The sequence below is a fragment of the Sphingopyxis sp. KK2 genome (genome assembly GCF_001990265.1).
Taxonomy (GTDB): domain Bacteria; phylum Pseudomonadota; class Alphaproteobacteria; order Sphingomonadales; family Sphingomonadaceae; genus Sphingopyxis.
Window position 1 is genome coordinate 1 of sequence record NZ_LYVN01000118.1, and the last position, 12,938, is coordinate 12,938.

Below are 12,938 nucleotides of genomic sequence, written 5' to 3' on the forward strand. Positions count from 1 at the left end.
GCTGGGGAAGGGGCTGACGAAGGCGAGCTTGCTTACCGGGCCGTCGCCCTTGGTGCGCGTATAGTCGGCCGTGATCGCCCAGCTGACGCTGTCGGTCTCGAACAGGGTGGTGCCGCGGAAGGCGACCTGTTCGCGCCCGCCGATGCCGTCGCCAAGGCCGTTGACGCCGAGCGAACCATAGTCGGTCCAGCGGCCGACGAGGCGCACGCCGAGCTTGTCGGTGACGACGGGCAGGTTGAGGACGGCGCCGACGTCGTAGCGGTCGTGCGTCGCGCCGCTCGCCTGGACATAGCCGCCGGCGCCCGAAAGGTCGGGCTGGCGCGTGGTGATGTTGATAGCGCCGCCGGTGGTGTTCTTGCCGAACAGGGTGCCCTGCGGCCCGCGCAGCACCTCGACGCGCTCGGTGTCGAACAGCGCGGTTTCGAGGTTCGACGAGCGGATATAGTTCACCCCGTCGACATAGACGCCGATGGGAGACTCGATCGTCAGGATCGAATCCTGCTGCGACTGGCCGCGGATCGTCAGGAGGACGCCGGTGGGATCGGCGCTCGAGGTCTGGACGAAGAAGTTCGGGGTCTGCTTCGCGATGTCGGCGATGCCTTCGACATTGGTGTCGGCGAGCTGCTGCGACCCGAAGGCGGTGATCGCGATCGGGATCGTCTGCGCGACCTCGCTGGTGCGGCGCGCGGTGACGACGATATCCTCGATGCCGCCCTGCGCGGTTTCGGTGCCGGTATCGGCCGTGGCGGGGGCCTCCTGCGCGGCGGCGGCGCTCGTGAGGGCCAGGCCGGCGCTGGTCAGCAGCAAATGCAGTCCGTTGATCTTCATTTCTCTCTCCCTTCGTCCCGCGCCACCGGCTTTTGCCGGTCTGTTGGTCCGCGAGACAATGTCGGCGACTTATCACACTAAGTGAGACAAGCGCAAGCATTTGCCTCAGGGAATGCGATATGATAGCCGGACCGTCTCGACAGGGAGGTCGATATCGCCACAATCGCCCCTATTCCGCGGCCCGCGGGCAGCGATGCCGCCAAGTCGGCGGTGCTCGACGCGACGATCGACGTCGTGACGCGCGTCGGCTTTCACGACACGACGATCGACCATGTGGTGCGCGAATCGGGGGTGTCGCGCGCGACGCTCTATCGCTGGTTCGGCAACCGCGACGGGCTGATGCTCGCGCTGCTCCAGCATATGGCGGGGCCGTATCTCGAACGCAGCGGGCAGGTCGCGGTCGGGCTGGGGCCGATCGAGGACCGGCTCGAACAGGTGATCGCGGGCGGGATCGAGAGCATCTGCAACACACCGTGGATCCACAAGGTCGCGAAGGACGGGCTGCTCCACGACGATTTCTCGATCTTCCTCGCCGCGCACAAGTCGATCACCGGCGCGGTGGTCGGGCGCATGCTGGAGGGCGCGATGGCGTCGGGCGAATGGACCCCGCCCGATGACCTCGACCGGCTGACCGAATGGCTGCTCCACCAGATGCTCGTGCTCGGCGGCGAGGATTATGACGACCCGCTGGAAATCCGCCGCCGCGTCGCCATCTATGTGATGCCGGTGCTGAACCTGCCCGGCGCGGCGCGGCAGCAGGATGATATCGCCGCGCGGCTCGACCGCATCGAACGCAAGATCGACGGGCTCGCATCCTGAGATTTCGGCGGTCGCCGCGTTGACAAAATAGGACCTGAAACCTATATCGCCCCCACACCCCACCGTTCGAGATAGAGCCTGACTTTGCGCAACGGGCTGTACGGATAGGTCGGTGGGGATTTCGAGATGCGTTGGAAGCTGCGGTAAACCGGCAACGGTTGCTTGCGGCTTTTTTGCGTCTCTATCGCGCCCGCGAGTTATTTTATCAAGGCGAGACAATCACTTATGGCGACCAAGGCGAAGTCGGTGGGCAAGGCCCTCGAAGCAACCGCGATCAAGCGAATCCGCAAGCTGTTCGGCAACATCCACGAAGCGGTGGAAATGCCCAACCTCATCGAGGTGCAGCGCGAATCCTATGAGCAGTTCCTGCGCTCGGATCCGTCGATCGGTTATGTGTCGGGCCTCGAAAAGACGCTGCGCAGCGTTTTCCCGATCCGCGACTTCGCCGGCACCGCCGAACTCGACTTCGTTCATTACGAGCTCGAAGAGCCGAAGTATGACGTCGACGAATGCCGCCAGCGCGGCATCACCTATGCGGCACCGATGAAGGTCACGCTGCGCCTGATCGTCTTTGAAGTCGACAGCGAGACCGACACCCGCTCGGTCCTCGATATCAAGGAGCAGGACGTCTATATGGGCGACATGCCCCTGATGACGGGCAACGGCACCTTCTTCGTCAATGGCACCGAACGCGTTATCGTGTCGCAGATGCACCGTTCGCCGGGTGTGCTGTTCGATCACGATCGCGGCAAGACCCACTCGTCGGGCAAGTTCCTGTTCGCCGCGCGCGTCATCCCGTACCGCGGTTCGTGGCTCGACTTCGAATTCGACGCCAAGGACATCGTCAACGTCCGCATCGACCGCAAGCGCAAGCTGCCGGTCACCAGCCTGCTCTATGCGCTGGGCATGACGGGCGAGGAAATCCTCAACGATTTCTATGACCGCCTCGTCTTCGAGCGCGCCGAAAATGGCTGGCGCGTGCCGTTCCAGGTTGAAAACTGGCGCGGTTCGAAGCCCGCGTTCGACGTCGTCGACGCCAAGACCGGCGAAGTCGTCTTCGCCGCCGGTCACAAGATCAGCCCGCGCCTCGCCAATAAGGCGGCGAAGGACGGTCTCGACACGCTGCTGATCCCGACCGAGGAAATCTTCGGCCGTTACAGCGCCTATGACCTGATCAACGAAGCCACCGGCGAGATCTATATCGAAGCCGGTGACGAAGTGAGCGCCGAGAACCTCGAAAAGATCGACAGCGCGGGCATCGACAAGCTTGTCCTGCTCGACATCGACCACAACAACACCGGTCCGTGGATCCGCAACACGTTGAAGGCCGACAAGGCCGAGGACCGCGACCAGGCCCTGAGCGATATCTATCGCGTCATGCGCCCCGGCGAGCCGCCGACGCGCGAAACCGCCGAAGCGCTGTTCGGCGGCCTGTTCTTCGACCCCGAGCGCTACGACCTGTCGGCCGTGGGCCGCGTCAAGCTCAACATGCGTCTCGGCCTCGACGCCGAGGACACGGTGACGACGCTGCGCAGCGAGGACATCCTCGCCGTGGTCAAGGAACTGGTGAACCTGAAGGACGGCAAGGGCGAAATCGACGATATCGACAACCTCGGTAACCGTCGTGTCCGTTCGGTCGGCGAGCTGCTGGAAAACCAGTATCGCGTCGGCCTGCTCCGCATGGAGCGCGCGGTGAAGGAGCGCATGTCGTCGGTCGACGTGTCGACCGTGATGCCGAACGACCTGATCAACGCGAAGCCCGCGGTCGCCGCGGTGCGCGAATTCTTCGGTTCGTCGCAGCTTTCGCAGTTCATGGACCAGACCAACCCGCTGTCGGAAGTCACCCACAAGCGCCGCGTGTCGGCGCTCGGGCCGGGCGGCCTGACGCGCGAGCGCGCGGGCTTCGAAGTCCGCGACGTTCACCCGACCCACTATGGCCGTATCTGCCCGATCGAAACGCCCGAAGGCCCGAACATCGGTCTGATCAACAGCCTCGCGACCTTTGCGCGCGTCAACAAATACGGCTTCATCGAAACCCCGTACCGCCGCATCATCGACGGCAAGGTGACCAACGAGGTCGTCTATCTGTCGGCGATGGAAGAGCAGAAGCACACCGTCGCGCAGGCGAACGCCGACCTCAACGAGGATGGCAGCTTTGTCGACGAGCTGATCTCGGCGCGCGAAGCGGGCGAATTCCTGATGGCGCCCAAGGCGCAGATCACGCTGATGGACGTGTCGCCGAAGCAGCTGGTTTCGGTCGCGGCCTCGCTGATCCCGTTCCTCGAGAACGATGACGCCAACCGCGCACTCATGGGATCGAACATGCAGCGTCAGGCCGTGCCGCTGCTGCGGGCCGAAGCGCCCGTGGTCGGCACCGGCATGGAAGAAACCGTTGCGCGCGACTCCGGCGCGGCCATCGCGGCGCGCCGCGGCGGCATCATCGACCAGGTCGACGCGACGCGTATCGTCATCCGCGCCACCGACATGATCGAACCCGGCAAGTCGGGCGTCGACATCTATCGCCTGCAGAAGTTCCAGCGTTCGAACCAGAACACCTGCATCAACCAGCGTCCGCTGGTGAAGGTGGGCGACGTCGTCCGTTCGGGCGACATCATCGCCGACGGTCCGTCGACCGAACTCGGTGAACTGGCGCTCGGCAAGAATGTGCTCGTCGCGTTCATGCCGTGGAACGGCTACAATTATGAGGACTCGATCCTCATCAGCGAACGCATCGTGAAGGACGACGTCTTCACCTCGATCCACATCGAGGAATTCGAAGTCACCGCGCGCGACACGCGCCTTGGCCCCGAAGACATCACGCGCGACATCCCGAACGTCGGCGAGGAAGCGCTGCGCAACCTCGACGAAGCGGGCATCGTCTATATCGGTGCCGAAGTCGGCCCGGGCGACATTCTGGCCGGCAAGATCACCCCCAAGGGTGAATCGCCGATGACGCCGGAAGAAAAGCTGCTGCGCGCGATCTTCGGCGAAAAGGCCAGCGACGTGCGCGACACCTCGCTTCGCCTGCCGCCGGGCGTGTCGGGCACGGTCGTCGAAGTCCGCGTCTTCAACCGTCACGGTATCGACAAGGACGAGCGCGCGATCGCGATCGAACGCGAAGAGATCGAGCGCCTGAAGCAGGACGCCGACGACGAGCGCGCGATCCTCAACCGCGCGACCTTCTCGAGCCTGAAGGACCTGCTGATCGGTCAGACGACCAGCGCGGTTCCGAAGGGCCTGAAGAAGGGCGATGTCGTCACCGAGGAAATGCTGACCGACCTCGATCGCGGCGACTGGTGGAAACTGGCCGTCGTCGAGGACAATGCCCAGACCGCGCTCGAAGCGATCAAGGCGCAGTATGACGACGCGATCAAGCGGATCGGCGCGAAGTATGAAGATCGCGTCGAAAAGCTGCAGCGCGGCGACGAACTCGCCCCGGGCGTGCTCAAGATGGTCAAGGTCTTCGTCGCCGTGAAGCGCAAGCTCCAGTCGGGCGACAAGATGGCCGGCCGTCACGGCAACAAGGGCATCATCAGCCGCATCCTGCCGATCGAGGACATGCCGTTCCTCGAAGACGGCACGCATGTCGACTTCGTGCTCAACCCGCTGGGCGTGCCGTCGCGCATGAATGTCGGGCAGATTCTCGAAACGCACCTCGGCTGGGCATCGCGCGGCTTCGGTCGCCAGATCACGGCGGCGCTTGAGGATTGGCGCATGGCGAACCCCGACCCCGAGGCCGGTGCTCCGCCGGAAGCGGTGCGCGAGGCGCTGCTCCATGCCTATGGCGACGAATATGCCGACGACATCAAGGCGCGGAACACCGATCAGGTGATCGAGCTGGCCGGCAATCTGTCGGTGGGCGTGCCCTTTGCGACCCCGGTGTTCGACGGTGCGCGCGAAGGCGACGTGTCGGCGATGCTGGAACGCGCCGGTCTCGACCGGTCGGGCCAGGTCGACCTGTACGACGGCCGCACGGGTGACCGTTTCGACCGCAAGGTGACGGTGGGATATATGTATATCCTGAAGCTGCACCACCTGGTCGACGACAAGATCCACGCGCGTTCGATCGGCCCCTACAGCCTCGTCACCCAGCAGCCGCTGGGCGGTAAGGCGCAGTTCGGTGGCCAGCGCTTCGGTGAAATGGAAGTGTGGGCGCTGCAGGCCTATGGCGCGGCGTACACGCTCCAGGAAATGCTGACGGTGAAGTCGGACGACGTGATCGGCCGCACCAAGGTCTACGAAGCGATCGTCAAGGGCGACGACACCTTCGAAGCCGGCATTCCCGAAAGCTTCAACGTGCTGGTCAAGGAAATGCGCTCGCTGGGCCTCAACGTCGAGCTCTCGTCCTATGCGGACGAAGATCCCGACGAAGGTCCGGACGCTCTTCCCGAAGCCGCCGAATAAGATTTGTCCTCACCCCTCTCGCGCCAAGCGGGAGGGGAAGATGGAGCTAGAATATGAACCAGCTTACCAACTTCATGAACCCGGTCGCGAAGCCCGAAACCTTCGACATGATCAAGATCGGCATCGCGAGCCCCGAGCGCATCCGCTCGTGGTCGTTCGGCGAGATCAAGAAGCCCGAAACCATCAACTATCGCACGTTCAAGCCCGAGCGTGACGGCCTGTTCTGCGCGCGCATCTTTGGCCCGATCAAGGATTATGAATGCCTGTGCGGCAAGTATAAGCGCATGAAATACAAGGGCATCGTCTGTGAAAAGTGCGGTGTCGAGGTCACGGTGACCAAGGTCCGCCGCGAGCGCATGGGCCATATCGAGCTCGCCGCGCCGGTTGCGCACATCTGGTTCCTGAAGTCGCTGCCGTCGCGCATCGGCCTGCTGCTCGACATGCAGCTCAAGCAGCTCGAGCGCGTGCTGTATTTCGAGGCCTATATCGTCCTCGAACCCGGCCTGACGCCGCTGGAGAAGTTCCAGCTGCTGACCGAGGACGAACTGCTCGACGCGCAGGATGAATATGGCGAAGACGCGTTCAGCGCCGGCATCGGCGCCGAGGCGATCCGCGTGCTGCTCGAGAATCTCGATCTCGAACAGGAACGCGCCGACCTGATGGAAGATCTCGCGACCACCAAGTCGGAGCTCAAGCCCAAGAAGATCATCAAGCGCCTGAAGGTCGTCGAGAGCTTCATCGAATCGGGCAACCGCCCCGAGTGGATGATCCTCGAAGTCGTTCCCGTGATCCCGCCCGAACTGCGCCCGCTGGTGCCGCTCGACGGCGGCCGCTTTGCGACGTCGGATCTCAACGACCTCTATCGCCGCGTCATCAACCGCAACAACCGCCTGAAGCGCCTGATGGAGCTGCGCGCGCCGGACATCATCGTCCGCAACGAAAAGCGCATGCTGCAGGAAGCCGTCGACGCGCTGTTCGACAACGGCCGCCGCGGTCGCACGATCACCGGCGCCAACAAGCGTCCGCTGAAGTCGCTCTCGGACATGCTCAAGGGCAAGCAGGGCCGCTTCCGCCAGAACCTGCTCGGCAAGCGCGTCGACTATTCGGGCCGTTCGGTCATCGTGACCGGTCCCGAACTCAAGCTGCATCAGTGCGGCCTGCCGAAGAAGATGGCGCTCGAGCTGTTCAAGCCGTTCATCTATGCGCGCCTCGACGCCAAGGGTCTGTCGATGACCCTGAAGCAGGCGAAGAAGTGGGTCGAAAAGGAACGCAAGGAAGTCTGGGACATCCTCGACGAAGTCATTCGCGAGCACCCGGTCCTGCTGAACCGCGCCCCGACGCTTCACCGCCTCGGCATCCAGGCGTTCGAGCCGGTGCTGATCGAGGGCAAGGCGATCCAGCTTCACCCGCTGGTCTGCGCCGCGTTCAACGCCGACTTCGACGGTGACCAGATGGCCGTCCACGTCCCGCTTTCGCTGGAAGCCCAGCTCGAAGCGCGCGTGCTGATGATGTCGACCAACAACATCCTGAGCCCCGCGAACGGCAAGCCGATCATCGTGCCGTCGCAGGACATGGTGCTGGGTCTCTATTATCTGTCGATGGAACGCGCGGGCGAGCCCGGCGAGGGCATGCTCCTCGCCGACATGGCCGAAGTGCATCAGGCGCTGTTCACCGGCGCGGTGACGCTCCACACCAAGGTCGTCAGCCGCGTCCCGCAGACCGACGAGCAGGGCAATGAGTATCTCAAGCGTTTCGAGACCACTCCGGGCCGCATGCTCATCGGCGAATGCCTGCCGAAGTCGCACACCGTGCCCTTCGACGTCGTCAACCGCCTTCTGACCAAGAAGGAAATCGGCGACGTGATCGACCAGGTCTATCGCCACACCGGCCAGAAAGAGACCGTGCTGTTCGCCGACGCCATCATGGCGCTGGGCTTCCGCAACGCGTTCAAGGCCGGCATCTCCTTCGGCAAGGACGACATGATCATCCCGGCGTCGAAGGAAGGCATGGTCGACGAGACCCGCGCCCTCGTGAAGGACTTCGAGCAGCAGTATCAGGACGGCCTGATCACGCAGCAGGAAAAGTACAACAAGGCGATCGACGCCTGGTCGCAGTGCGGCGACAAGGTCGCGAACGCGATGATGGACGAAATCCGCGCCGAGCCGAAGGACCCGAAGACGGGCCGTCTGGCCCCGATCAACTCCATCTATATGATGGCGCACTCGGGTGCCCGTGGTTCGCAGGCGCAGATGAAGCAGCTCGCCGGCATGCGCGGCCTGATGGCCAAGCCGTCGGGCGAGATCATCGAAACGCCGATCATCTCGAACTTCAAGGAAGGCCTGACCGTTCTCGAGTATTTCAACTCGACCCACGGTGCGCGTAAGGGCCTCGCCGATACGGCGCTCAAGACGGCGAACTCGGGTTACCTGACCCGCCGTCTGGTCGATGTGTCGCAGGACTGCGTCGTGATCGAGGAAGATTGCGGCACCGAACGCGGCATGGAAATGCGTGCGATCATCCAGGGCGGTTCGACGATCGCCTCGCTGGGCGAGCGCATCCTGGGCCGCACGACGCTCGAGGACGTGCTCGACAAGGACGGCAATGTGCTGGCCCCGGTCGGCACCCTGCTCGACGAAGCGACGACGCAGAAGATCGAGGACGCCGAAGTCCAGTCGGTGAAGATCCGTTCGCCGCTGGTCTGCGAAGCGACGCTGGGCGTTTGCGGCAAATGCTATGGCCGCGACCTGGCCCGTGGTACCCCGGTGAACATCGGCGAAGCGGTCGGCGTCATCGCCGCCCAGTCGATCGGTGAACCCGGCACCCAGCTGACCATGCGTACCTTCCACATCGGTGGTGCGGCGCAGGTCAACGAGCAGTCGAACGCCGAGGCGATCTCGGACGGCACGATCGAATATCGCGAGATGACCACGATCGTCGACCAGCGCGGCCGCCGTCTGGCGCTGTCGCGTTCGGGCGAAGTGGCGATCATCGACAGCGAAGGCCGCGAGCGCGCGTCGCACAAGCTGCCTTATGGTGCGCAGATCCTGTTCAAGGACGGCGACAAGGTGAAGAAGGGCGACCGGATTGCCGAATGGGATCCGTTCACGATGCCGCTCATCACCGAAAAGCAGGGTGTGGTGAAGTATCAGGATCTTCAGGACACGAAGACGCTGATCGAACAGGTCGACGAAGCGACGGGCATCGCCCAGCGCGTCGTGATCGAATATCGTTCGGCCGGTCGTTCGAAGAAGGAAGACCTGCAGCCGCGCCTGACCCTGCTCGACGATCAGTCGGGTGAAGCCGCGCGCTACCTGCTCGCGGTCGGCACGATGCTGTCGGTCGAGGACGGTCAGGAAGTGCAGGCGGGCGACGTTCTGGCGCGTGTCAGCCGCGAAGCGTCGAAGACGCGCGACATCACCGGCGGTCTGCCGCGTGTTGCCGAGCTGTTCGAAGCACGCATTCCGAAGGACAACAGCGTTATCGCGAAGATCAGCGGTCGCATTGAATTCGTCAAGGATTACAAGGCGAAGCGCAAGATCGCGATCGTTCCGGAAGAAGGCGATCCGATCGAGTACCTGATCCCCAAGTCGAAGGTGCTGGAAGTGCAGGAAGGCGACCAGGTCAAGCGCGGCGACGCGCTGATCAGCGGTTCGCCGAACCCGCACGACATCCTCGATGTCATGGGCGTCGAGGCACTGGCCGAATATCTCGTCGCGGAAATCCAGGAAGTCTATCGACTGCAGGGCGTGAAGATCAACGACAAGCATATCGAGGTGATCGTTCGCCAGATGCTGCAGAAGGTCGAGATCACCGAAGGCGGCGACACCACGCTGCTGCCGGGCGAACAGCTCGATTATCTGGAGATGATGGAATATAACGCCAAGCTGCCGAAGAACGGTCGCAAGGCCGAAGGTCGCCCGGTCCTGCTGGGCATCACCAAGGCCTCGCTCCAGACGCGCAGCTTCGTGTCGGCGGCATCCTTCCAGGAGACCACCCGCGTTCTCACCGAGGCATCGGTGCAGGGCAAGATCGACTCGCTGCAGGGCCTCAAGGAAAACGTCATCGTCGGCCGCCTGATCCCGGCGGGTACCGGTGCGGCGATGAACCGCGTCCGCGTCACCGCGTCGTCGAAGGACGCCGCGCTGCGGGCTTCGATGCGCGCCGCGAACCAGGTCGATCTGATCGCACCGGCGACCGCCGCCGAGGAGCATGCCGCCGAACTGGCGCAGGGTCCCGAAGCGGCGATCGGCAACGATCCGCTGGCGGCCGTCGAAGGCGAAACCCACGGCAGCGATGCCGACGCCGGCGATTACCTGATCAAGGGCGACGAGGAGGCATAAGCTTCCTCGACCTGACGGTCCGAACGAAACAAGCCCCGCCGGAGCGATCCGGCGGGGCTTTTTCTTTGTTGTTCGGGTGCGATGCGGGGTTGTCGCTTTGGGGTGGGAAGCGGTATCTATTGCATCGTCATCCTGGGCTTGACCCGGGACCCGCCTTCCGTCTTTCACCATCGGGGCAAAGACAAGGCAGGCCCCGGGTCAAGCCCGGGATGACGGAAAATGGAGCGTCCGCTTCCGCCCGACCTCCGTTCATCTCCGGGCAGGGTCACCCCTGATACCCGGTCCACCGGGTCGCAACATTTGTTGCGAGGTGGGTTATGAAAATCGGAAAGACTTGGGCGCTGTCGGCGGCCTTGCTGCTCGCGGTCACCGCGGGCGGTGCGCTGGCGCAGGACAGCAGCAATATTCGCGGCGAAGTGCGCGTGTCGTCGACGCGCGGGTCGGGCGACGGCTATTTCAAGGAAAGCGTGCCGGTCATCGGGCTGCGGCGGCTCGCCGACGGGGCGATCCAGGACATTCTCGTCACGTCGGACTCGCGCGACGCCAATGTGCGGCGGCAGGAAATCCACGCGATGCTGGAGGCCGCGATCCGCAAGGCCGACGCCGCCGGGGTCGAACTGGTCACCGGCAGTTTCGAACTGACGCCGGTAACGCTCGCCAATTATCGCGACCTGCCGCTGCGCATGGGGCGCCGCGCGGACACCAGCGAGGTCGCGGTGGTGGTCAAGACGAAGCTGGCCGGCCCTGCCGACAGCGCGCTGGGGCGCATCGACGGCTTTATCAAGGCGGTCCCCGCGACGGGCCGCTCGCTGGTCGAGAAAAATGGCGCGATGCAGCTGACGATCATCAACCCCGACCAGTATCGCGGGCCGGTCGTGCAACTGATCGCCGAGGAATCGCGCCGCACCAGCAACGCGTTCGGCGCCGATTATGGCGTGACGGTCAGCGGACTCGACCGCCATCTGGTGTGGAGCCAGGCGAGCGAGAATGAGGTGTTCCTGTACATCCCCTACAGCTTCACCGTCTTGCCGAAGGGCGCCTAAGCAAAAGGCCCGCCGGGCATGGACCGGCGGGCCTCTGTTTGTGGAAATATGCGGGCCGGTGCGACAGCGCCTGAAAGGCGGCCGGCCCGTTGCTGGCTGGTTACGGCGCGAGGATCGCGACGGTGATGTACAGCAGCAGTGGCAGGCCGAAGCCCAGCAAAGTCAGCGCGACAAAGCCGACGCGCGTCCACAAGACGTCGATGCCGAAGCTGTCGGCCATGCCGGCGCAGACGCCGAAGACCATGCCATCGCGACGATTCTTGCGAAAACCCTGTTTCATTTCTTTCCTTTCCATCCCGGCCGGAGCCGGCGTTTTAGCGAGTGGCGGAGGCCAGCTGGTCAGGCGACCAGCTGACCGACCTGCGCACCCGTCTGACCGACGGCGACCATGAACAGCATGGCGGAGCAATAGACCGAGGCGACGGCGGCGACGGCGTAGCTGCGAAGCGTGTCAACGTTGAAATGGGCCATGATTTTGTCCTTCCTTTTTTCCTTCCGCCCGGACCATCCGGTGGATGCCAATGGTAATGCAGGAGGCGTGCCAATTTGATTCATTGGCGGTTAACCGCCATTTTCCGGATTTTGACAGATTGTTTCAACGTGAAAAATCCTGCTGATCGGGATTAATTCCCGATGAATGGAAAATTCTAACATGGGTTAGTGGTGACGGCTTATCCGTGATCCTCGCGAAGGCAGAGAAAGCTGGATTCCCGCCTTCGCGGGAATGACGACGGAGAGGGAGGGTCGAAAACTCAGCGTTCCTTCGCCGGGGCAAATCCCCTAGGACATCGGCCAGATGACGCTCGCCCGCCTGTCCCTTACCGATTTTCGCAATCATGCCGCGGCGGAAATGGCGGCGGGGCCGGGGCTTGTCGCGCTCCATGGCGACAATGGCGCGGGCAAGACCAATATATTGGAGGCGATCTCGCTGCTCGCGCCGGGGCGCGGACTACGACGCGCGGCGCTGCCCGACATGGTGCGCGACGGGGCGACGGGGGGCTTCGCCGTTTTTTCCGAGGTGTCGGCGGGCGACGACCTTGCACCGGTCGCGTTGGGTACGGGGATCGAACCCGCGCATCCCGGACGCCGCATCGTGCGGATCAATGGCGCCGCGGCGGCGGCGACCGCGCTCGGCGAATGGCTGGCGATCCTGTGGCTGACCCCGGCGATGGACCGGCTGTTCGTCGAGACCGCAGGCAACCGGCGGCGTTTCCTCGACCGGCTGGTGCTCGCGCTCGACCCGCGCCACGCGCAGCATGGCAACCGCTACGAGGCGGCGCTGCGCGCGCGCGGCAAATTGCTGGCGGACCTCGCGAATGCCGATGCGCAATGGCTGACGAGCCTCGAGGCGCAGCTTGCCGAGCATGGCGCGGCGATCGATGCGGCGCGGCAAGCGACGCTCGCGGCGCTGTCGGCCGAACTGGCGGGGCAACCCGACGCGCCCTTTGCGCGGCCCGTGCTGACGCTGGTCGACAGCGAGGGAGCCGTGCGCGACGCGCCATGG

The 12,938-nt window shown here is 64.1% G+C and carries 8 protein-coding genes; 5 read left to right on the top strand and 3 right to left on the bottom strand.

Going from position 1 to position 12,938, the window contains the following annotated elements; genetic code table 11:
* Window positions 1-828 (bottom strand): TonB-dependent receptor plug domain-containing protein (locus B1A78_RS16660; protein ID WP_179102071.1); only part of this gene is annotated, 828 nt, incomplete at its 3' end.
* A 210-nt stretch (window positions 829-1,038) separates the two neighbouring features.
* Between B1A78_RS16660 and B1A78_RS16665 the strand changes: the two genes are divergently transcribed.
* From B1A78_RS16665 to B1A78_RS16680, 4 genes are all read left to right on the top strand, one after another.
* On the top strand, window positions 1,039-1,647 hold the full coding sequence (locus B1A78_RS16665) for a TetR/AcrR family transcriptional regulator (RefSeq protein WP_077148042.1): 609 nt from the start codon (window positions 1,039-1,041) through the stop codon (window positions 1,645-1,647).
* A gap of 225 nt (window positions 1,648-1,872) precedes the next feature.
* Window positions 1,873-6,051 (top strand): DNA-directed RNA polymerase subunit beta, encoded by a 4,179-nt coding sequence (gene rpoB, locus B1A78_RS16670; RefSeq protein ID WP_077148043.1) that lies wholly within the window; start codon window positions 1,873-1,875, stop codon window positions 6,049-6,051.
* A gap of 53 nt (window positions 6,052-6,104) precedes the next feature.
* Entirely contained in the window at window positions 6,105-10,391 is a 4,287-nt protein-coding gene (gene rpoC, locus B1A78_RS16675) for a DNA-directed RNA polymerase subunit beta' (RefSeq protein ID WP_077148044.1), read from the top strand.
* Between the two features lie 317 nt (window positions 10,392-10,708).
* On the top strand, window positions 10,709-11,434 hold the full coding sequence (locus B1A78_RS16680; protein ID WP_077148045.1) for a hypothetical protein: 726 nt from the start codon (window positions 10,709-10,711) through the stop codon (window positions 11,432-11,434).
* A gap of 100 nt (window positions 11,435-11,534) precedes the next feature.
* Here B1A78_RS16680 and B1A78_RS16685 read toward each other — a convergent pair whose 3' ends face one another.
* Both B1A78_RS16685 and B1A78_RS23170 read right to left on the bottom strand, forming a co-directional pair.
* A complete protein-coding gene (locus B1A78_RS16685; protein ID WP_077148046.1) occupies window positions 11,535-11,714 on the bottom strand; it encodes a PspC domain-containing protein in 180 nt (59 codons plus the stop codon).
* 59 nt (window positions 11,715-11,773) lie between these two features.
* Complete coding sequence (locus tag B1A78_RS23170; RefSeq protein ID WP_256839009.1) at window positions 11,774-11,905, bottom strand: hypothetical protein; 132 nt, start codon at window positions 11,903-11,905, stop codon at window positions 11,774-11,776.
* A 325-nt stretch (window positions 11,906-12,230) separates the two neighbouring features.
* Between B1A78_RS23170 and B1A78_RS16690 the strand changes: the two genes are divergently transcribed.
* Window positions 12,231-12,938 (top strand): AAA family ATPase (locus B1A78_RS16690; protein WP_179102072.1); only part of this gene is annotated, 708 nt, incomplete at its 3' end.